This is a genomic window from Nonomuraea longicatena (assembly GCF_039525605.1).
Taxonomy (GTDB): Bacteria; Actinomycetota; Actinomycetes; order Streptosporangiales; family Streptosporangiaceae; genus Nonomuraea; species Nonomuraea longicatena.
Map to the genome: position 1 here is coordinate 1 of NZ_BAAAHQ010000021.1, position 20,741 is coordinate 20,741.

The window sequence follows — 20,741 nt, forward strand, 5'->3', positions numbered from 1 at the left end:
CAGCCCACACCCGTACAAACACCCCCCGCACCCACCCCGACCACACCCGCACAAACGGTCTCCGCCCCCCAGCCCACAGCCGCACAAGCGATCCCCGCACTCACCACGGACCCCGCCCAAGCCGCACCCGCGCAAACCGTCCCCACCCCCCAGCCCACTCCTGCCCAAGCCGCACCCGCACCCGCGCGAACCCTCCCCGAAACAGCCCCGGAGCTCGTGCAGGCCGCTTCGACACCCGTTCCCGGCCCTTCCGTGGCCGCCGCGTGCTCCTCTCGCGAGTCGGTCACCGTCCGGCTGTCCCTGCCCGACGAGCAACCCACCCCGGACGCCGACACACCGCTCCCCGCCGATCCCCCGATCCCGCACCCGGCCCCGCCGCCCGATGACGAGGCCACCGCCCTGCCGTCGCTCGATGACGAGGCCACCGCCCTGCCCGACAGAGTGGCCGCATATCGGGCCGGTTACCTGGCCGAGGACCGCCGTCTCCTGGAGAAGGCACTCAGATCGGGCACCCTCATGGGTCTCGCCACCACGAACGCCCTCGAACTCGGCGTCGACGTCTCCGGCCTCGACGCCGTGCTGATCGCGGGTTGGCCGGGCACCAGGGCGTCGCTCTGGCAGCAGGCGGGACGCGCGGGCCGCGACGGTCAGGACGCCCTGGCCGTGCTCATCGCTCGGGACGACCCCCTGGACACCTACCTCGTCCATCACCCCGAAGCCCTTTTCGGCCGCCCGGTGGAGGCAATCGTCCTCGACCCGGACAATCCCTACGTTCTCGGACCGCACCTGTGCGCCGCGGCAGCAGAGATCCCGCTGACCCACGCCGACCTGCCGATCTTCGGTGACACCACCCAGGACGTCCTGACTGAACTCGTCAAGGACGGCCTGCTGCGCCAGCGCGCAGCAGGTTGGTTTTGGACACATCGAGAGCGCGCCACCAACCTGGCCGATATTCGAGGCGGCGGCGGTGCTCCCATCCAGGTCGTCGAGTCCGCCACCGGCCGCCTCCTCGGCACCGTGGACGAGGCATCGGCCCACACCTCCGTCCACACCGGCGCCATCTACCTTCACCAAGGCGAAACCTTCCTCGTCGAAGAACTGGACCTGGACGCCGGAGTCGCCCTGGTCGGCTCCGCCGAACCCGACTACTCCACATTCGCCAGGGACATCACGGAGATCTCCGTCCTCAGGTCCCTTCGCTCCACCCCTCTCGGCCCGGGAACCCTCCACTTCGGCGAGGTCGAGGTCACCCGCCAGGTCGTGTCGTACCTCAGGCGCCGCGTCCAGTCCGGTGAACTCCTCGGCGACGAACCCCTCGACCTGCCACCCCGCACCCTGCGCACCCGGGCCGTCTGGTGGACCCTGCCCTCAGGACCGATCGCCGACCTCGCGGAGGAGGGCGTGGACCTCGGCGGCGCGGCCCACGCGGCCGAACACGCCTCGATCGGCCTGCTACCGCTGTTCGCCACCTGCGACCGCTGGGACATCGGCGGCGTCTCGACCGAGCTCCACGCCGACACCGGGCTGCTCACCGTGTTCGTATACGACGGACACGAGGGCGGCGCAGGCATCGCCGAACGCGGTTACGCCCGCGCCTCCGACTGGCTGACCGCCACCCGCGAGGCCATCGCCTCGTGCGAGTGCGAACGCGGTTGCCCTTCCTGCATCCAGTCCCCCAAATGCGGAAACGGCAACGAGCCCCTCAGCAAGTCCGGCGCCCTCCGTCTCCTGGACACCCTCTTGCGACCACATAGCCAGCCCTGAACAGCCCGGGCCACCACCCACCAGAGGCCCTCGGACTCCGGCCCGCTCTTCTCGCTCACGACCGCGAACGTCTCATCCAGACCTCCTCTGTACGCCCCGGGTTTCGACCATGACCGGGCACTACCTGGGCCGGATCACGATCACCATCGTCATTTCGCTGGTCTGAACAGGCAGCGCTCGCAGGTCGGTTCTGACAGCGGCGGAAGATCAACAGGAGGCGAAAGGTTGGTGAGAATGACAGCGCCCGCACCCCCGTGATCATGCGGAAGCGGTACTGGACGGCTTCAGCCGCAGCGAGAGAACCGGGGATCACGGGGTTGGGCGATGGCCGGAGCCCAGGTGGTCGAGATGAGGCGCGCCACTTCGTGCGGGGCCTCCAGGTGCATGTCATGGCCGGTGGCCAGGTCGGCGAGGGAGTCGATCGCCTCCACCCACGGGTGCAGGGCCAGCGAGGTGCGTGTCGTGGCCGGTGGCCAGATCGGCGAGGGAGAGCAGCGGAGTCTGCGCGGCGACTGTCTTCAGTCCCCGGGCAAAGCGCGGACATAGGCGTCGAAGGCCGCCGAGGCGGCAGGAGGCAACATCGCACTCAGATCCGAGCCGCTGGAGGAGACGACGAGGAGGGGACAACGGGCCGCCCGGTAGACGGCGATGAGGTCGAGCGACACCGGCCAGCACGAAGCCCAGCACCACCGCGTCCATCCGCGCGATCAAGTGGGTCATCACCGGATCGCCCGCCGTCTGTTCGGCGAGGAACGCACGCATGTTGTGCTCGGCGCCGACCGAGTCGACTCCGGCGAAGGGCCCGGTGGGATTGGTATGCCCGTCCAGATTGACCGCGAGCGAGCACGCGGGATGCTCTGAGGCCCACAGGGCCGCGACGATGCCGCCCAGCGAGTGCCCGACCACGGCAGGATGCTCCATGCCATGGTCGTTGATCGCCTCATCCACGGACTGGACGGCTCCGGCCCAAGACCACGAGCCTAGATCCGGCAACTCGACCGCCACCGTGCGAAACCCCGCTGCCTCCAGCAACGGCGCCGCGAGCCGCCAATCCGCCGACGTCCGCCCACCGCCGGGCAACAGAAGAATCTCCGTCATCGTGCCCTCTCCCGGTCTGACAGCCGCCACTACAACCAAGTTCCCTTCTGACCGAACGGACCTCACCACCCGCCCGGCGGTGGTCTCTCGATCCACCTTCCCGGTGATCCCAGCCCGCTGCCGCCGCCCTGCCCAGTACTGGACGCGGACTGGGCCGTACCCGTACCGCTGAACCCCGACCCCAGCCCAGCGCCCCGCACAGCTGAACTCCGACCTCAGCCAACGCGCGGACGACTGAACCCCGACCCCAGCCAACGCGCGGACGACTGAACCCCGACCCCAGCCAACGCCCGGACGACTGAACCCCGACCCCAGCCAACGCCCGGACGACTGAACCCCGACCCCAGCCAACGCCCGGACGACTGAACCCCGACTTCAGCCAACGCCCGGACGACTGAACCCCGACCCCAGCCCAGCCGGTCAAGACCACCACGGCATCACCAGCCAACCAGGGCCGCCACGGCATCAGAAGTGCTCCGAGAGGGACGGCGATGGCGCGTTACCAGTGCTGATCACGAGCTTCTTGAGCAGAGGTCGGAGTGGGGCCGGCATCGGCTGGTTCGGCGGCGCGGGATGCGCCTGGGCCAACGGTGGTCCAGGAGGGGCCGGCCCTGGATCGGCCTGTGACAGTTCTGGTGCCGAGGCCAGGGAAGGCGAGGTCGAGTTCGGTCCAGATATCGGCGACTTCTCCGGTGAGGACACATCGGGCCATCCGTACGCCGTTGGCCTTCGCGATTTCTGCGGCTTGCGCACATGCCCGGGCAGGATCTGCGATCACGAGCCGTGCGGCCGCCAAGGCACTCAGATCGGCCGCGCTGTGGACACGGTGACGTGCGACCCTGGCCGCCCCCACTGCCGCGAAGACCATCGCGACCGCCATCACCAAACCCATCAGGGCGATTCCCCAGAGAGTTGCCGATCCACGATCCCTTCGCCTGATGGACTTCGTGACGTTTCCTGCGCCGCTTTCCACCTCAGCAGTACGTCGTTTTCCAATAGCACAGCGTCCGACCTCAAGGGCGCCGTCGAGAATTCCAATTCCCGCATGCCGGCACAGGTGATCACCTTGCATAGAGGTCTCGGAACTTGGCCGGCCAAGGCCATATTTATTGGGCACTACGATTCCAGAAAGCCGCCAGCCAATGCGAGAGGGTTCGCCAATTCCAGTGAGCATGACGTCCAGACGGCGGAGCCTTGCCGTCAGGCGGATGCGACCAGAACCCCTGGCGCGACCTTCACCCATCCAGCGGCGAACGGCTTCCGTCTGACAGAGCCGCCGGATGCCCGATTGCTGGTCAGCGGCACGCTCAGGGCGTACGACAAGGCTTGGCTCGTCAAGGATCGGCCCGACGCGTCGCCGCTGATGGCCAGCGACATCCGCGCGATCGTCCACCCGCACGCACTCGGCGGCAAGACCATTGCCAGACGGGTACACCCGAGCGCACCGGGCGGCGAGGCCGGCGCCTGACAACTCATGGGCAGGAATTACGCCAAGCCGAATTCCAGGCCATCGCTTGGCCTGACCTGACGAGTGCCGGTGACCGACCATGTGGAGCCCTTTCGCGTTATCGGCCGAATCAGCCGAACGTGCCAGAGAAAATGATCTTGACCTCTATGGATTGACAGGACACGACAATGACTGCGGGGACATGTCGATGATTGTCCGGGCATGCCGATGATTGGCGGGAGCATGGCGATGAAGGAAAAACGCACGTGAATGGCTGATTCAGCGGGGATTGGGTCTGTCTACTACTCTGTGGCGGAGGTGGCTGACGCGGATACCGGAATGGGCGGCAGTGATGTGGCCCAGGATGGGTGAACGCTCACGGTAATGCGGACCTCGGTTGTCTCGGTTGTGCGGGTGATGATGATTCGGGCGTTTGGGTTGGTGGCTGTTCGGGCGACAGCACGGACCCGTTCGAGAGACTCGCCTCGTGCGGCGGCCCGAGCAGCCGCACGAGCGGCGTCCACGCACTGAAGCTGGACCGCGACGGCCTGGATAGCCAACAACGCCGCCGCAAGGACGATTACGAGCGCGGGCAGCATCGTGGCTGTTTCTGCGGTCACCGAGCCACGTGAGGCTTGGTGGATCGTCATGCGACGGGATGCCACGGCCGTTCTTCGAGACGCGGCACCCGTTGTACGGGACGGAGCACTCGTTATACGGGACGGAGCACCCGTTGTACGGGACGGAGCACCCGCCGCACAGGGTGCGGCACCCGTCATACAGGACGTGGCACCCGCCGTACAGGACGTGGCAGCTAACCCGTGCATTGTGGCCGTGCGTGCAGATTTGGTTACACGTGGAGATAGCGATGATGCTGCGGTTCCGAAAGGGCTCTTCGTCACGTCATGCCACGAGCGGGGCTGATCACGTGGCGGGCTGTTCATCGGGGCTGCGGCGACTGTGAGAAGCGAGGCTGCCGCAGGCTCGCGGCCTGCAACTACCGCAGTCACACGGGATCGGTTTACGGCAAACTGGGGGCGCGTTACCGGCACAGACATGCACGGCCCGTCCGCCGCACATACCTCTGCCGCAGTCATGCGGGGCTGGCCTGCCGCAGACTCGTGGCGTGCATCTGCCGCCGCCATACAGGGCAGGCGTGCCACAACCCCGTGACATGGACCTACCACCATCACACCGCGTCCGCACACAGCGGGATCGCGACGTGCGCCAAACCACCGCCATACAGGGCAGGCGTGCCACAGCCCCGTGACACGCACCCACCATTACGCTGGATCTGCCTGCGGCGGCGGGATCGGGGCGTGCAAGTGACACAGTCAACTGGCGTTGGTCTGCGACGGGTTCGTGAGGTGGACTTGTTGCGGTCGAGCCGGAAGGTTTCGTGACGCTCGCACGGAGCGGGGCTGATGGGTGTGGGGTGGCGGCCCGCACTTGCGTTGGACGCCACCGGGGAGAAAAGATCACCCGACCGTTTTCAGGGCACGGTCGATGAGGTTGCTGAGCATCTCCTGGACCTCGGGGCTACTGACGATCTTGAACAGCAGGGCCGCGAAGGCGCAGGCCGCGATGGTGCCCACGGCGTACTCGGCGGTGGACATTCCCTGGTCGGCGCGCAGCCCGGTGCAGTGCACCCGGGATGCCCACCAGTTCCGGCTACGGGTGCGGAGGTCTGTGGCTTCTACCTGCGGGGAGAGAGCATCAGGTGCGTCGGGCGAGGGCGCCGCTGTTCGCGAAGGAGCTTCGTCGGCTGTCTGGTGTGTGTCCGCCTGACTGGTCGGCAAGGTGGCTTCCATCGTTGTCGGTGTCGTGGTTGTGAGGGTTGGCATCAGGCCTCCTTGAGGTTGGGGATTCCGGGTTGGAAACCGGCGCGAGACCAAGGGTTGCCGACCTGAGGGCAGCGCAAATCGGGCGAGCTAGATTCTGTGGATAAGCCATCTCGATGAGCCAGCCTGTGGATATCAGCGATGGATTCGTGCCGGTCAAGGCTGATCGTGGCCGGTATACGCCGTCGGACGTCGGTCGTGAGCCAGGCTCTCAGCGGCACTGTCCCCAACTCGGACGCGCAATCCCAAACTGTGGTCGGCCTGCCAGCGGGCACAACAGACAGCCCGGACGGGCGGCGGACAGGGCGAGCCACACAGGCCGCAGGGGGCGGGCCGGACACACGGGCCGACACACGGGCCGACACACGGGCCGACACACGGGCCGACGCATGAGCCGGACAGGGTGTGACAGGCCGATCGCTCAAGCAGAGCAGGAGTGGATACGGCCAAGCGCGGTGGGGCCGGCCGGTGCGTAAGGCCGGATGGGCCACTGCCCAAGGCTGGGCGAGCCAGGGGGAGCAGGTCTGGACGGCAAGGGGCGAGCCTGGACGGGTCAGAGGGTGCAGGTCTGGACGGCAAGGGGCGAATCGGGACGGGTCAGAGGGCGCAAGCCTGGACGGGCCGGAGTCGCACGCCTGGCTAGTGTTCTGATTTCGAGTGGCTAGTGTTCCGATCTCGAGATCGTGCACCACCGGCAGCCGGATCCACGGTGTGCCGACCAGGCACTTGGTGCCGGATACGAGTCGCGTGGCGTGGCCGAAGCTCGATTCCGGCTCACCAGGTCAATCAGCCCGGCCCGCGTCGGGTCGACATCTTGGCCGGGTCATCACCGTGTCCGGAAGATCAGGGGCCCCTCACCCCTGTGCGGGCTCTGGCGGGCGGGTTACAGCAGCGCATGCGATCAGAACGCCGACCGGAGATGCGCAGGTTGGAACTTGTTGAGTTCGGAGGTGGGGGCCGAGGTCACTCAAGCTGGCGGTTGTCGGATCGCGGCCTTGAGGTCCACAGGTTGTGGATGACCTGCTCGTTCAGGGCGGCGGGATGGGTGAGGGTGGCCATCCTGCAGGCGGTCGCGCGCACCGCCAGCATGACCCGCGCCGCCGAGGAACTGTCGAGCACCCAGTCGGCCGCTCGGCGGGTTCGGGTTGGTCAGGGGAGGATGATCGTGCTGGCCAACCCGGCTACCACGGGGACGATGCCGAGGAGGACGAACGCCGGTAGGAAGCACAGGCCCAGAGGGGCGACAGCCTTGACGGCCACGCGTCTGGCGGCGGCCACGGAAGTGGTTCTGGCGCTTTCGCGGGCGTCGTCGGCCAAGCGAGTCAGGACGTCGGCCACCGGTGCGCCGGTCTGGGCCGCTCTGCTCATGGTGCGGGCCAGGTTGGCGGTGGCGGGGTCGTGGGTGAGCAGGGCCCAGGTCGGCTCGGGATCCGCGCCCAGGCGGAGCTGACTGCCCACCCAGAGCAGACGTACTCCGAGCGGGCCTCCAACGGCCTTGGCCGAGGATTCCGTGGCTGCGCTGACCGGTTGGCCCGCGTGAAGGCAGGCGACCATGAGGTCGGCGGTGAACGGCAGGTCGGCGGTGATACGGGCGTGGTCTTGTCTCGTGTCGGTGACCTGCTTGCGGTGAAGGGCCCAACCGGTGACAGCGGCGGCGATCAGGCCGACGACTATGCCCGCCGTACTCATGAGGATCAATGCCATCGTCACGCCTGCGCAGGTCGCGGTGAGGAGCGTACGGCGGTCCGGGAGACGGTTGGCGGATGGCGCAGGTCGCAGCCAGGACGGGAGTGGTTCGTCGGGGTGGGCGCGGTCGGTGGTCGGGGAGGCGGGAGTTCCCGCGGACGGTCGGAGTGGATCGCCGGTCAGGGCGCGGCGTGGTGAATGCCCGGGTTTGTGAAGGCGGGCCAGGCGTTCTGCCGGGGTTCGAGGGGTGAACCATAGCCAGGCGGCCAGGATCGCGCAGAGCATCGTCAGGGCATGGAACACAGCGGCCTCTGGGTGTAGGCGGAATGGTTGGGACGGAGAACGATGGAGCCCGGCGCGGGTCGGGTGTTGGACGCCTCACCGAGGATGTCGGGTTTCATCTCAGAGGTCGGAGGCCATCCCCAGAGGTCAGGGCTGACGTATTGCGGCATGCTCCGGCTTGGAAGGCGTGGCTCTGTCGCCAAGCACTGGGCACGGACTTGGTGACCGTGGGAACCTCACGAGCGTCCTCCCGGGGCACGGACTTGGTGACCGTGAGGGCCAGGCGAGCGTTCGAGGTCTAGGTGTTCTGGGCGGTCAAGGCCATGCGGTGGGTCCACCAGAGGCCGCAGACGTCCAGGGCGATGCCTGCTGTGAGGCAGACTGCGCCCGGGACGGTTCCCAGGAGGAAGCCGAGCGGGTTCATGGACAGTGCTCCGGCCATCAGGAGGCCCAGCACGGGGAGGGCGGCGAGCATTCGGGCGGTGGTTCGTGGGCCTGCCAGCTGAGCGGCGACGTCCAGGCGGTGGGTGCGTGCGGCGCGTTGGGTGGATCCGATGCGTTCGACCAGGTTGGCGAGTCCGGCTCCTGCGGTGAGGCTGAGGTCCCAGCACGCTGCCAGCCTGCGCAGGCCCTCACCTGCGTCGTCAGGAGCGGCCTTGTGCAGGGCCGCAGCGACGTCCCCGCCGTCTCTGGCCGCCGCCACCACCTCTCGGAGCGCTTCAGGGTCTGGGAGGTCGGTGGAGGAGACGGCACGGGTCAGGGCCTCTCCGGGGGTACGGCCTGCGGTGAGTTCGGCCGACAGGGCATGGCAGAGGTCGATCGTGGCTTGGTGCCAGGCATCTGCCTGACGAGCGGCGTGACGACGCCGGGTCAGGAAGCGGAGATCTGGCCGGTAGCGGTGATGGTCTTGGGCTGTGAGCCTGGCCAGGCGGAGATGTGCTGTGGTGGGGCCCATCCACAGCCAGACCGCCGACGCGGCGGCGACGGTGGCGATGACCGTACCGATCACTGGGCCTCCTGCTCGGCTTTCGCGGCGGCGGTCGGCGCGCCTCCTGTGCGGGCTGCACCAACCGTGATCAGCGGCCTTCGTGCTCTGATCGTCGCGATCGAGGTCAGCGCATCTCGTGCGCTGACCACTCCGCTCGTGGTCGGCGGGGTATGTGCGCTGCCCCCTCCAGACGGGGTCGGCGACGTTCGTCCGCTGACCACTCCGGACAGGGTCGGCGACGTTCGTGCAGTGACCATCTCGGCCGTGATCGACAGATCTCGTGCGTTGGCCAACCCGCTCGTGGCCAGCGGATCTCGGGCGCTTACCAACCTGCTCGTGGCCAGCGGATCTCGGGAGCTGACCAGCCCGGCCGTCGCCAGCAGGTCATGTGCACCGACCGCTCCGGACGTGGTCGGCGGGCCTTGTGTGCCGGCCATACCGGCGCTGGTTGGTATGGGTGTCGCCCTTCTTTGATGGCACTCGTCAACCGGCCGCTGCCTGGGCGGCAGGGGTCCCTTCGGCCGGCCTGCTGTTCGGCGACGGTTTTGACCATGGGCCTGGTTCTGGTCGGTGGTGGAGCTGGTCAACGTGTCCTCTGGTTCTGTGGTGGGTGTGGCTTGCCGCGTGACGGTTGTCAGGGGTGCGTCCTTGACTGCAGGACTTCGTAGGACGGGCCTCGCAAGAGCTCGCCTGACGAGGTGATGGTCAGGGCGGGGACCGCCTCCACGAAGCCGGACGGTCTACGGATCAGCAGGCAGATCTCCGAAACGCGGCGACGGCCGTCGGCGCGGTTGCGGGACAGGTGGATGACGACGTCCAGGGCGGCGGCCAGTTGGCTGTGGACGGCCTCGCGGGTCAGACCGGCGGCACAGGCCAGCGCTTCGAGCCGGGCGGGTACATCGGCGGCCGTGTTGGCATGAAGAGTGCCGCAGCCACCCTCGTGGCCGGTGTTCAGAGCGGCCAGGAGGTCCACCACCTCATTGCCCCTCACCTCGCCCACGACGACCCGGTCAGGGCGCATGCGCAGAGCTTGACGCACCAGGTCGCGCAGGCCCACCCCGCCCGCGCCCTCCAGGTTGGCCGGGCGAGACTCCAGTCGTACGACATGGGGGTGGGCCGGACGCAGTTCGGCCGAGTCTTCGACCAGCAGGAGCCGCTCGGTGGGGTCGGAGAGGGAGAGCATGGCCGACATCAGGGTGGTCTTGCCCGTGCCGGTGCCGCCCGTCACCAGGAAGGCCAGGCGGGAGATGACCACGGCGCTCAGGAGAGGTACGGCGGCAAGCGGGATCGTGCCTGCGGACACCAGGTCGTCGAGGGTGAACGTCCGGCGGGGCGGCAGGCGGAGCGAGACGTAGGTGCCTCCGGATGCGATGGGCGGAAGGATCGCGTGCAGGCGGACGCCGCCGGCGAGTCTCGCGTCCACGTACGGCGAAGCGTCGTCGAGCCGTCTGCCCGCTGCCGCGGCCAGGCGTTGGGCGAGTCTGCGTACCGCGGCGTCGTTGGTGAACGTCACCTGGGTGCGGCGCAGGCCGTGGCCGTCGTCCACCCACACCTCGCGGGGGCCGTTGACCAGGACATCGGTCACGTCCGGGGCGGCGAGGAGGGGTTCCAGCGGGCCCGCGCCGATGAGGTCGGCGCAGAGGGTCCGGGCGATGGCGAGGATCTCGGCGTCGCCGTACACAGACTTCTCCGCTCTCAGCGCGACGGCGACCTGGGCGGCGGTGGGCTCGGCCCCGGTGCGGGCCAGACGGACGCGGACGGCCTCCACCAGTTCCGGGGAGACGGGGGTGCTCTCCTGGGCGTCGGGCGTCTCACCGGCAGTCGACGGGACGTCGGCTGATCGCGGCCAAGAATTGGCGCCATCACGGAAGGCGGCACCGTCACGGAAGGCGGCGCCGTCACGGGAGGGTGTTGTTGGGGCGATGTCTGACTTGTCGCGTGTCGCGTTCTTGTCGGTCGAGGGGGTTCTCCTGGCCGCGATCATGGGCCTTCCCGTGGTGGGCTGCGGAATCCGGGGGTTTGGTGGCGCTGCGCAGAGGTGCGTTGCCTGAAGGTTGAGGTTTGTCGGAGGAAGCCCGAAGCAGCCCTGGCCTGGCCTGGAAGGCAGGAGAGCCGGTGGGCCGGGGCAGGCTCGGCGCGGCTGTGGACGGTCAGCGCGCCGTGGGGTGTCTGGGTGTCCTGGTGGTTGGGAACGTGGTCGGGAGGGCTATGTCGGTGGGCGGGGGGTGTTGTCGTACGGGGTGTCTTTCAGGAGGTCGTAGATGAGGGCTGTCGAGAGGGCGCCGAGTGGGGTGCGGGGGCCGAGTTTGGGGAGTTCGCCGCGATTGAGGGCGGCGGAGAGCCTGGGGTGGTCGGGGAGGTGACCGGCGAAGGGGATCTTGAGGGACTCGGCCACGGTCTCGTCGCCGAGTACGCCCGGGCGAACGATCGCGCGGATGTCGGCGGTGTGGTTGCCCACCTCGGCCAGGACCTGGGCTGATGCCAGCACCCCGCGTACGTCGGCCGTGGCGACCAGGAGGGTGGTCGTCGCCCGGCTGAGAGCTTCGGCGGCAGCGGAGTCGAGGTGGCGTGGGAGGTCCACCACCACGAGGTCGAAGCCTCGGCGACCGGCTTCGAGCACCGAACGCATGGCCTGGGCCGGGATGGCGCCGACCTCGCCCCGGTGGAAGGACAGGACGGCGAGGTCGCCGAAGGCGGGGAGGGCGGCCTGGAGGGCTGTGGCACTGATGCGGCCCTCTCTGGCCACCAGATCGGCCCAGCGGGCCCCAGAGGTCTCCTCGTGGCCCAGAAGGGTGTCGATGCCGCCGCCCAACGGGTCGGCGTCGACCAGGAGCGTGCGCAGGTGGTCGGCTGAGGCGCGCAGGGCCAGGCAGGCGGAGAGGATGCTGGCGCCTGCGCCGCCTCGTCCGCCGATGACGCAGGCCAGGACGCCTGCGCTGGATCGGGGTTCCAGCGCGTCGGCGAACTCGTCGACCAGGCGGCGTTCGTTGGCGGGGAGGTCTACGACCGCCTGGGCGCCCACGGCCACGCAGCGGCGCCAGGTGTCGGGTTCGATCAGCTCTCTGGTGGCGAGGAAGACACGGTCGCGTGAGGGCGGGGCGGTGATGGCCATGGCGTCGGCCAGATCGTCGCCGACCACTACCAGCGGGGCGATGGGCCAGTAGGGGCGGGCGTGGGCCGGGGCGTGGGCGACGTCAAGCTGGGTGCCTGCGGCCGCTGCTATGCGGACCAGGTCGTCGAGCAGGTCGCGGTCTTCTGTGATGACCAGCGGGCGGTTGTTCATCGGGTGCCTCCCTGGGGTGGGAGGTCTTACTTTGCGGGTGCGGGCTGGGGGCGGCTGGGGCCGAACGGGGTTCTGTGGATGAAGGTGGCTCGCGGGTGCGGGCCTGTGGACAGCGGCGAGCATGGACGCCTTCGACGCGGAACAGGTCCAGGCGTGACGCCGGGGCGACGTAGAGCCGAGCCGGCACCGACCGGCCCGGACGCGAGGCCAGTGGATCGGCACCGGACAGCACAGGACTGGCGCGGGGTCAGCGCAGGGTGGGGCGCATGCGGCGTGCGCAGCTGCGCCGGGCGGATGCGAGGGACGACGTCTGGCTGGGAGCGCACGTGCGTGCGGGTCGAAAGCCCAGGCGCACGTGCGTGCGGGTCGAAAGCCCAGGCGCACGGTACGGCGGCGCGCGGCGGCAAGCGGCGTATGGGATGAGAACCCGGTGCGCCAGGGCGTGTGGGTGGACAGTTCAGGGACGGGATGGAGGGTGAGCGCGGGCGAAGGCGGGAGGCGGCGTCCGGCGTATGGGAGGAGCTCAAGGCGCGACGTGAAGAGTGCGGTGTGCGACGGCTGCGCCGGTCTGCGGCGTATGAGGTGAGGTGCACGGGAGAAGGGGTGCACACCGTGCAAGGTGCGAGGGGGAGAGCCCCCTTGGCGGAGAAGCCGTGAGCGACCTGGGCGCGTGAGCTGTGAGCGTGTAAGTGGTGAACACGTAGGCGCAGGGCCATCGCGGGTGCGCCACCCCAGGGCGGAGCGGCGTATACGAGGTGCGGGCAACGCAGAGTACAAGCGAGTCGAGGCCGAAACAGGTCCCCGGGAGTACGGCCGGGGCGAAGGGCGCGGTCCGCGCGCCACCCACGAAGGAGGTCGTGGGTGGCGTGGGCTCCGGCGAAGAACGAAGAACGAAGAACGAAGAGAAAGGGGCGACCCCCGCCGGGGGGGAGAGCGGGGGTCGCCTAGCCGGTCCGGCTCCGGGGGGGTAGAGCCGGTCCCGTTTCAGAAGAAAGCTTTCAACACTTAACCAGAGCATGGCAAGGGACTTGCAAAGCTCGCCCGCACACAGTCGCTCCAGTTTCGGGAGATACCACCGTATGCTGCCCGATCGACGCGAGTTTCGTCGAGGAGCAATCTCGTATTTCCGCTAAGTTTTTTCGCCGGAAGCTAACGATCACATAAAGGAGATCACTCTCCGTGATCGTCAGATCACCCCGAGCCCACCCTCCACACCCGGGTAAAGGTCTTGCTCCGAGGGGTTCCCATCCGCGCAGATCCGACGTACAAAGGTGACACGGACGATATGTCCGGGTGCATCAAACCGGGCACCCACGCGCGACCAGCCGCGGGAGGCGCGTCGAGACGGGCTTGACCCGATCCGACGAATATGAGGTGCACGCTTGGTAACCCGGCCCGATGCACGGCAGACGGCGTCTCTCCCATGAGACGCCGTCGGCTATGCCACGGCTACCCGCGCTGCATGGCCTCGCAGATGGCGGTGGTCTCGCGCACCCCCAGGGTGATCGCGGAGGCGCACTGGCGGACCCACTGGGAGACGCCCTCCGGCGTGCCTGTCAGGTAGGCGCGCAAACCCTCCAGGTACGGCAGCTCACCGTGCCCGACCTCGACCGCGACCAGCGACTTCGGGTCCAGTCCGTACTCCACCAGCGTCAGCCGCTCGGCGGCCCGCGCGACGATGCCGTCGGCCGTCCCGAAGGGGCGCAGGACGGCGAGTTCGGCGTGGACGACGGCGGCGAGGACGATCGCCGGCGCTTTCGTGGGCGTCTCCAGCAGCCCGACCAGCGCGTCCATCCGCGCCGCCGCCTCGTCGGCGGTGGGCGGTTCGCCGAGGTCCAGGTCGGGCGTCCCTTCGACCGGCAGTCCCTGGGGGCGGGGACGGCCCAGCGACTCGGCGGGCGCGAGACCGGCCGAGGCCACCGAGTGGAGCCGTGCCAGAACCTGGCGTGGCGCCTTCCGCCAGGTCGCGCCCAGCCGTCCGAGCTCGGCGGAGGCGCGCAGGGCGCCGTGGACCAGCGGGTCCGTGACCTCGTCCCGCCGCAGGGCGTCCAGCGGTACGGTGACACCCGCCAGCGCCGCCGACGCGCGGGCACCGCGCAGCGAGGACTCGGCGGACACGGCGGGGCTGGCCCTGCGCAGCACGCGGTGGCGGTACAACCGGTCGACGGCGGCGCGGGCGGCCTCCACGGCCTCGGGTACGTCGGAAAGCCGGGCGACGGCGGCCAGAGGGTCGTTCACGGTCCAGACCTTACCCGCGAGTCACATGAGCACCTTGGGCCCCCACCGTCGCAAACGATAAACGGGGGCCCATAAAGCCGCGAAAGGCCCACCCTTTGGCCCGTTCCATCATTCTGTGATTTCAGGATGACAACGGTTCGATAGCGTTTGTCAGGGATGTCTGATAAGCGACCAGCCCTCATGGCCGCTCGGTACAGACCTGTCTAGACCTCTTGTGTGGCGTACGGTGACCTGGTGAAGTTGGACACGACCATCCCAAACCGGCCATAGAAGGAGCACGAGGTGGCCCCGGAGACCCCTGGCACCGAGAACCAGGCGCTGTCGAACCTGCTGCGCGAGAACCGCAGGTTCGCCCCGCCCGCCGACCTGGCCGCGGGCGCGAACGTGACCGCCTCCGCCTACGACGAGGCGGCCGCGGACCGCCTCGGGTTCTGGGAGCGCGCCGCCGAGCGGCTGAGCTGGTCCAAGCGGTGGGACACCGCCCTCGACTGGAACCCCCCGTTCGCGAAGTGGTTCGTCGGCGGCGAGTTGAACATCGCCTACAACTGCGTCGACCGCCATGTCGAGGCCGGACGCGGCGACAAGATCGCCTATCACTGGGAGGGCGAGCCCGAGGGCGACTCCCGGACGCTCACCTACAGCGACCTGCAGAGCGAGGTCAACAAGGCCGCGAACGCCCTGCTGGAGCTGGGTGTGCGCAAGGGCGACCGGGTGGCGATCTACCTGCCGATGATCCCCGAGTTGCCGATCTCGATGCTGGCGTGCGCGCGCATCGGCGCGGTCCACTCGGTGGTGTTCGGCGGCTTCTCCGCGAGCGCGCTGCAGAGCCGGATCGAGGACGCCGACGCGAAGCTGGTCATCACGGCGGACGGCGGCTTCCGCAGGGGCGCCCCGTCCGCGCTGAAGCCGACGGTGGACGAGGCGGTGGCCAACACCCCGAACGTCGGGCACGTGCTGGTGGTGCGCCGTACCAACCAGGAGATCACGACGCACGAGCGCGACGTGTTCTGGAACGACCTCGTCGAGCGGCAGAGCGACAAGCACGAGGCCGAGGCCCACGACGCCGAGCACCCGCTGTTCATCCTGTACACCTCGGGCACCACGGGCAAGCCGAAGGGCATCCTGCACACGACGGGCGGCTACCTGACGCAGACGGCGTGGACCCACGACGCGGTCTTCGACCTGAAGCCGGAGACCGACGTCTACTGGTGCACGGCCGACATCGGCTGGGTGACCGGCCACTCCTACATCGTGTACGGCCCTCTTGCCAACGGCGCCACGAGCGTCATCTACGAGGGCACTCCCGACACCCCGCACCGGGGCCGGTTCTGGGAGGTCGTGCAGAAGTACCAGGTGACGATCCTGTACACGGCGCCGACGGCGATCAGGACGTTCATGAAGTGGGGCGACGACATCCCCGCGAAGTTCGACATGTCGAGCCTGCGGGTGCTGGGTTCGGTGGGCGAGCCGATCAACCCGGAGGCCTACGTCTGGTACCGGGAGCACATCGGCGGCAACCGTACCCCCGTGGTCGACACGTGGTGGCAGACGGAGACCGGCGCGATCATGATCAGCCCGCTGCCGGGTGTGACGGACGCCAAGCCGGGCGCGGCGATGCGCCCGCTGCCGGGCATCGTCGCCGACGTGGTCGACGACCTGGGCAACAGCGTCCCGAACGGCGGCGGCGGCTTCCTGGCCATCCGTGAGCCGTGGCCGTCGATGCTGCGCACGATCTGGGGCGACGACCAGCGCTACATCGACACGTACTGGTCGCGCTTCGAGGGCATGTACTTCGCGGGCGACGGCGCCAAGCGCGACGACGACGGCGACATCTGGCTGCTCGGCCGGGTCGACGACGTCATGCTCGTCTCCGGCCACAACATCTCGACCACCGAGGTGGAATCGGCGCTGGTCTCGCACCCGAAGGTGGCCGAGGCCGCGGTGGTGGGCGCCACCGACCCGGTGACCGGGCAGGCGATCGTGTCGTTCGTGATCCTGCGCGGCGACGCGGAGGAGAGCGCGGACATCGCGGCGGAGCTGCGCAACCACGTGGCCAAGACGCTCGGCCCGATCGCCAAGCCCCGCCAGATCCTGGTGGTGCCCGAGCTGCCGAAGACCCGCTCCGGAAAGATCATGCGGCGGCTGCTGCGCGACGTCGCGGAGAACCGCTCGGTGGGCGACGTCACCACGCTGGCCGACAGCACGGTGATGAACCTGATCTCGGAGAAGCTGCCGTCCGCCAAGTCCGAGGACTAGTCATCGACTACCCACCGGGAGATCCATCCCGGTGGGTAGTCGATTGTCCGCAATGGGTACTCTGAACCACAGGGTGTGCCGGGAAGTCTGGTCGGCGTCGGGGGAACCGACCGCTGATCCGTCACACCACCTGAGGAGATCCGTTGCGCCGCGTCGCAGAGAAGTGGCCCTTCCGTCCCACCGTCCGCTACGCGCGAACACTCGCCGAAGCGCTGCGCACGGAGACCATCGGCGGCATCGTCATGCTCTTCGCCACCGTCGCCGCGCTGGTCTGGGCGAACGTCGCCTACGAGAGCTACGCCGCGCTGCGTGACACCAAGGTCGGCCCCGAGGCCCTCCATCTCCACCTGGAACTCGTCAAGTGGGCGCAGAACGGCCTGCTCACGATCTTCTTCTTCGTCGCCGGGCTGGAGGTGAAGGAGGAGTTCGTCCACGGCGAACTGAGCAACCTGCGCAAGGCGGCACTGCCGATCCTCGCGGCCGTGGCCGGAATGGTGGTGCCCGCGGTCATCTACCTGGCGGTCAGCTGGGGCGCGCCGGACGCGGCCAAGGGCTGGGCGATCCCGACCGCCACCGACATCGCCTTCGCCCTCGCGGTGCTCGCGGTGACGGCGAGCGCGATGCCCGCGGCGCTGCGGGCGTTCCTGCTGACCTGTGCGGTCGTGGACGACCTCGGCGCCATCACCATCATCGCGATCTTCTACACCGACCACCTGAACCTGATCGCCCTGGCCGTCGGCGTGGCGTTGATCGTGCTGTACGGCTACCTGCAGCACAAGCGGGTCAAGGGCATGTGGATCTACGTGCCGCTGGCCCTGCTGGCGTGGTACTTCGTGGAGATCAGCGGCGTGCACGCGACCGTCGCCGGCGTGGCGCTCGGCCTGCTGACCCGCGTGTGGACGCGCGACGACGAGGAGCGCTCCCCCTCGGAGACCGCCGACCACTACGTCCGCCCGATCTCGGCCGGCCTCGCGGTGCCGGTCTTCGCGTTCCTGTCGGCGGGCGTCCGGCTCGACGGCTCCAGCCTGGGCATGATCTTCTCCGATCGGGTAGTCCTGGGAGTGATGGCGGGACTCGTGATCGGCAAGTTCCTCGGCGTGTTCGGCGGCGCCTGGCTGGCCGTACGGCTCGGCCTGGCCAGACTGTCCGAGGAACTCCAATGGCGGGACATGGCGGCGGTGTCGCTGCTCGGCGGCATCGGCTTCACGGTGTCGCTGCTGATCGGCGATCTCGCCTACGGTTCCGACCCGGAGCGCGCGGAGGCCGTCACCACCGGCATCCTCGCGGCCAGCCTCATCGCCTCACTGCTCGCGGCGGTTCTGCTGCATTTGCGGGTACGCAATCGGCGTAGCGCCTTGGATGATGTTTGACACGGCCACCCGGCCCCGATAGGAGACGTTCATGCCGCAGATCCCAGAAGAGCAATCGCTGGGCTCCCTCGTCGCCGAGGCGAGCAACCAGATCTCCACGCTCGTGCGTTCCGAGATCGAGCTGGCCAAGGCCGAGCTCAGGTTCGACGCCAAGCGTGTCGGCATGGCGGGCGGCCTGTTCGCCGCTGCGGCCTTCATGGCGCACCTGTGCCTGATCCTGCTGTCGTTCACGATCGCCTTCGTCCTGCAGATGTGGCTTCCGACCTGGGCCTCGTTCCTCATTGTCACGATCTTCTACCTGGTGGTAGCAGGATTGCTCGTGTACATCGGGATCCGCAGGCTGAAGGGACTCAACGGAATGAAGCGCACCACGCGCTCGCTCAAGGGGCTGAAGGAGATCGCTCAGCCGGACGGCGAGCTGGTGAAGCCAGATGGCACCTGACGAGACGAGCGTCCAGATCGAGGGCCCGTGGACGCACCGCACGGTGCACGCCAGAGGCACCCGCTTCCACGTGGTGGAGGCGGGTCACGGGCCGCTCGTGCTGCTGCTGCACGGTTTCCCGCAGTTCTGGTGGACCTGGCGGCACCAGCTCGTCTCCCTGGCCGCCGCCGGGTACAGAGCGGTCGCGGTCGACCTGCGCGGTTACGGCGGCAGCGACAAGCCGCCGCGCGGTTACGACCTGCCGACGCTGGCGAGCGACGCGACGGGGCTGACCAGGGCGCTCGGCGAGACCGGTGCGATCGTCGTGGGCCACGACTGGGGCGGACTGCTCGGCTGGACCATGGCCGTCATGGACCCCAAGAGCGTCCACCGCCTGGTGGCGGTGAGTTCACCGCATCCGCTGCGGCTGCGGGGCTCGATGTTCGTGCCGCCGTTCCGGCAGTTCAGGGCGAGTTCGTACGCGCTGGGCTTCCAGGTGCCGATCCTGCCGGAGCGCAGGCTGACGGCCGACGGCGCGGCCCGGGTGGGCAGGCTGATCGACCGCTGGTCGCGGCCGGGCTGGCCGGACAAGGAGACCTCGCGCACCTACCGTGAGGCGTTCCGGATCCCGGCGGTGGCCCATCTGGCGCTGGAGTACCACCGGTGGCTCGGACGTTCGCAGTTCCGCCCGGACGGCCACCGGTTCGCCAGGGTGATGCGCAGGCACGTGGAGGCGCCGACCTTGCAGGTGCACGGCGCGCTCGACCGGTGCGTGCTGCCGCGCACGGCGCACGGCTCCGGCCGTCACGTCGCGGCGCCGTACCGTTGGCGGCTGATCGAGGGCGCGGGACACTATCCCCATGAGGAGACCCCCGAGGTGTTCGACGCCGAACTGCTCGGGTGGCTGGCCGACCCGGAGCCGAGGCGATGAGAGATCGCGACACCGATGGCAGACCGCGCAACGCGCGGCCACGCGACGAGTACGGCCGTCCGATGCCGTACGGCTCGCAGGGCGTGGCCCGTGTGCCCGACGACTACGCGCCGAGCGGTGAGCAGGCGCTGGCCGACGCCAGGCGCTACCTTGCCGACGGGCTGCCGTTCAACGCGCACGAGGTCTTCGAGGGCCGCTGGAAGTGCGCGCCGGAGGCGGAGCGCGAGCTGTGGCAGGGGCTGGCGCAGATCTGCGTGGGGCTGACCCATCTGCAGCGGGGCAACGGGCGGGGGGCGCTCACGCTGCTGAGCCGTGGGGCGGCCCGGGTGCAGGGGTACGGGGCGCCGTACCACGGTGTGGGGCGGGCGGCGACGCGGCTGGGCGCCGACAGCGACGCGGCGGAGGCCATCGCGTCGATCATGCGCGAACTTCCTGTCGGTGGGCCCGGCTAGCCTGACCGGCATGAGTCAGGGCAGACCGCAGGCGGAGAGCGCGATCCGAGGGTCCGAGTGGGACGAGCGCGACCTCGATCATGAGACGTTCCGGCGGGTGCTGTTCGTCGACGTCGATCTGACGGAGGCGATCGACCGTGGCTCGACGTTCGAGGAGTGCACGTTCTCGCAGGTGCGGTTCAACGTCTCCGAGCATGAGGACGCGAGCTTCGTCAACTGCGTGTTCACGCGGTGCTCGCTGTTCGACGCGACCTTCCGGGGCTGCAAGCTGACGGGCAGCGTGTTCGACGGGTGCACGTTCGGGCTGTTGAAGGCAGAGGGCGGCGACTGGTCGTTCGCGGGGCTGCGGGGGGCCGACCTGAGGGGCAGCGTGTTCCGTGACGTGCGGCTGCGGGAGGCCGACCTGTCGGGGGCGCGACTGGAGAAGGCCGAGGTGGTGCGGTGCGACCTGTCGGGGGCGTGGCTGCGGCGCACCGACCTGACGGCGTGCGACCTGCGCGGCAGCACGCTGGGCGAGTGGGACCCGCAGGAGGCCACGATCAGCGGCACCCGCATCGACCCGGCGCAGGCGGCCCTGGTCGCGGCCTCGCTGGGCTTCGACGTGCGCTGACCTGGTCGGGCGCCACCCCGCCGCACGTGGTGCCGCTCCTTCGGAGCGCCCTCCATATACGACGGCAAAGCCCA

At 69.0% G+C, this 20,741-nt stretch carries 17 protein-coding genes and 1 pseudogene; 8 read left to right on the plus strand and 10 right to left on the minus strand.

Going from position 1 to position 20,741, the window contains the following annotated elements; all coding sequences use genetic code 11:
• Window positions 1-429: 429 nt before the first annotated feature.
• Window positions 430-1,764, plus strand: a pseudogene (locus tag ABD120_RS19690) (Zn-binding domain-containing protein); the annotation flags it as partial.
• Window positions 1,765-2,151: 387 nt separating this feature from the next.
• On the opposite strand, the gene ABD120_RS19695 reads toward ABD120_RS19690, so the two are convergent.
• Window positions 2,152-2,862, minus strand: a complete 711-nt coding sequence (locus ABD120_RS19695) for an alpha/beta fold hydrolase (protein ID WP_343951402.1) — start codon at window positions 2,860-2,862, stop codon at window positions 2,152-2,154.
• A gap of 499 nt (window positions 2,863-3,361) precedes the next feature.
• Complete coding sequence (locus ABD120_RS39815) at window positions 3,362-3,934, minus strand: Rv3654c family TadE-like protein (RefSeq protein WP_425564006.1); 573 nt, start codon at window positions 3,932-3,934, stop codon at window positions 3,362-3,364.
• Between ABD120_RS39815 and ABD120_RS19700 the strand changes: the two genes are divergently transcribed.
• Entirely contained in the window at window positions 3,908-4,330 is a 423-nt protein-coding gene (locus ABD120_RS19700; RefSeq protein ID WP_343951403.1) for a hypothetical protein, read from the plus strand. The two genes, ABD120_RS39815 and ABD120_RS19700, sit on opposite strands and share 27 nt — an antisense overlap.
• A 281-nt stretch (window positions 4,331-4,611) precedes the next feature.
• On the opposite strand, the gene ABD120_RS19705 is transcribed toward ABD120_RS19700, so the two are convergent.
• From ABD120_RS19705 to ABD120_RS19740, 8 genes are all read right to left on the minus strand, one after another.
• Entirely contained in the window at window positions 4,612-5,499 is an 888-nt protein-coding gene (locus ABD120_RS19705) for a TadE family type IV pilus minor pilin (RefSeq protein WP_343951637.1), read from the minus strand.
• A 288-nt stretch (window positions 5,500-5,787) separates the two neighbouring features.
• The gene (locus ABD120_RS19710) at window positions 5,788-5,958 is read right to left on the minus strand and encodes a DUF4244 domain-containing protein (RefSeq protein ID WP_343951404.1); all 171 of its coding nucleotides are present in this window, start codon (window positions 5,956-5,958) and stop codon (window positions 5,788-5,790) included.
• A 1,155-nt stretch (window positions 5,959-7,113) separates the two neighbouring features.
• Window positions 7,114-7,269 carry a hypothetical protein gene (locus ABD120_RS19715; protein ID WP_343951405.1) on the minus strand — a complete coding sequence of 52 codons (156 nt, stop codon included), beginning with the start codon at window positions 7,267-7,269 and terminating at the stop codon, window positions 7,114-7,116.
• A 30-nt stretch (window positions 7,270-7,299) separates the two neighbouring features.
• The gene (locus tag ABD120_RS19720; protein WP_343951406.1) at window positions 7,300-7,854 is read right to left on the minus strand and encodes a type II secretion system F family protein; all 555 of its coding nucleotides are present in this window, start codon (window positions 7,852-7,854) and stop codon (window positions 7,300-7,302) included.
• Between the two features lie 562 nt (window positions 7,855-8,416).
• Window positions 8,417-9,127 (minus strand): type II secretion system F family protein, encoded by a 711-nt coding sequence (locus ABD120_RS19725; protein WP_343951407.1) that lies wholly within the window; start codon window positions 9,125-9,127, stop codon window positions 8,417-8,419.
• Window positions 9,128-9,740: 613 nt separating this feature from the next.
• On the minus strand, window positions 9,741-11,090 hold the full coding sequence (locus tag ABD120_RS19730; protein WP_343951408.1) for a TadA family conjugal transfer-associated ATPase: 1,350 nt from the start codon (window positions 11,088-11,090) through the stop codon (window positions 9,741-9,743).
• 222 nt (window positions 11,091-11,312) lie between these two features.
• Window positions 11,313-12,389: a septum site-determining protein Ssd gene (gene ssd / locus ABD120_RS19735; protein WP_343951409.1), complete on the minus strand. Its 1,077-nt coding sequence runs from the start codon at window positions 12,387-12,389 to the stop codon at window positions 11,313-11,315.
• A gap of 1,449 nt (window positions 12,390-13,838) precedes the next feature.
• Window positions 13,839-14,627 carry a Fic family protein gene (locus tag ABD120_RS19740; protein ID WP_343951410.1) on the minus strand — a complete coding sequence of 263 codons (789 nt, stop codon included), beginning with the start codon at window positions 14,625-14,627 and terminating at the stop codon, window positions 13,839-13,841.
• Between the two features lie 282 nt (window positions 14,628-14,909).
• Between ABD120_RS19740 and acs the strand changes: the two genes are divergently transcribed.
• The 6 genes from acs to ABD120_RS19770 all read left to right on the plus strand — a co-directional run bounded on the left by acs (window position 14,910) and on the right by ABD120_RS19770 (window position 20,667).
• Complete coding sequence (gene acs, locus ABD120_RS19745; protein ID WP_343951411.1) at window positions 14,910-16,883, plus strand: acetate--CoA ligase; 1,974 nt, start codon at window positions 14,910-14,912, stop codon at window positions 16,881-16,883.
• 143 nt (window positions 16,884-17,026) lie between these two features.
• Window positions 17,027-18,253, plus strand: coding sequence for a Na+/H+ antiporter NhaA (gene nhaA / locus ABD120_RS19750; RefSeq protein ID WP_343951412.1), 1,227 nt, complete (start codon window positions 17,027-17,029; stop codon window positions 18,251-18,253).
• 31 nt (window positions 18,254-18,284) lie between these two features.
• Window positions 18,285-18,695, plus strand: a complete 411-nt coding sequence (locus ABD120_RS19755) for a phage holin family protein (RefSeq protein ID WP_343951413.1) — start codon at window positions 18,285-18,287, stop codon at window positions 18,693-18,695.
• Window positions 18,685-19,605 carry an alpha/beta fold hydrolase gene (locus ABD120_RS19760; protein ID WP_343951414.1) on the plus strand — a complete coding sequence of 307 codons (921 nt, stop codon included), beginning with the start codon at window positions 18,685-18,687 and terminating at the stop codon, window positions 19,603-19,605. The genes ABD120_RS19755 and ABD120_RS19760 overlap by 11 nt, the downstream gene beginning before the upstream one ends.
• A complete protein-coding gene (locus tag ABD120_RS19765) occupies window positions 19,602-20,057 on the plus strand; it encodes a DUF309 domain-containing protein (protein ID WP_343951415.1) in 456 nt (151 codons plus the stop codon). Before ABD120_RS19760 ends, ABD120_RS19765 begins: the two co-directional genes overlap by 4 nt.
• 10 nt (window positions 20,058-20,067) lie before the next feature.
• Window positions 20,068-20,667, plus strand: a complete 600-nt coding sequence (locus ABD120_RS19770; protein WP_343951416.1) for a pentapeptide repeat-containing protein — start codon at window positions 20,068-20,070, stop codon at window positions 20,665-20,667.
• Window positions 20,668-20,741 lie beyond the last annotated feature (74 nt).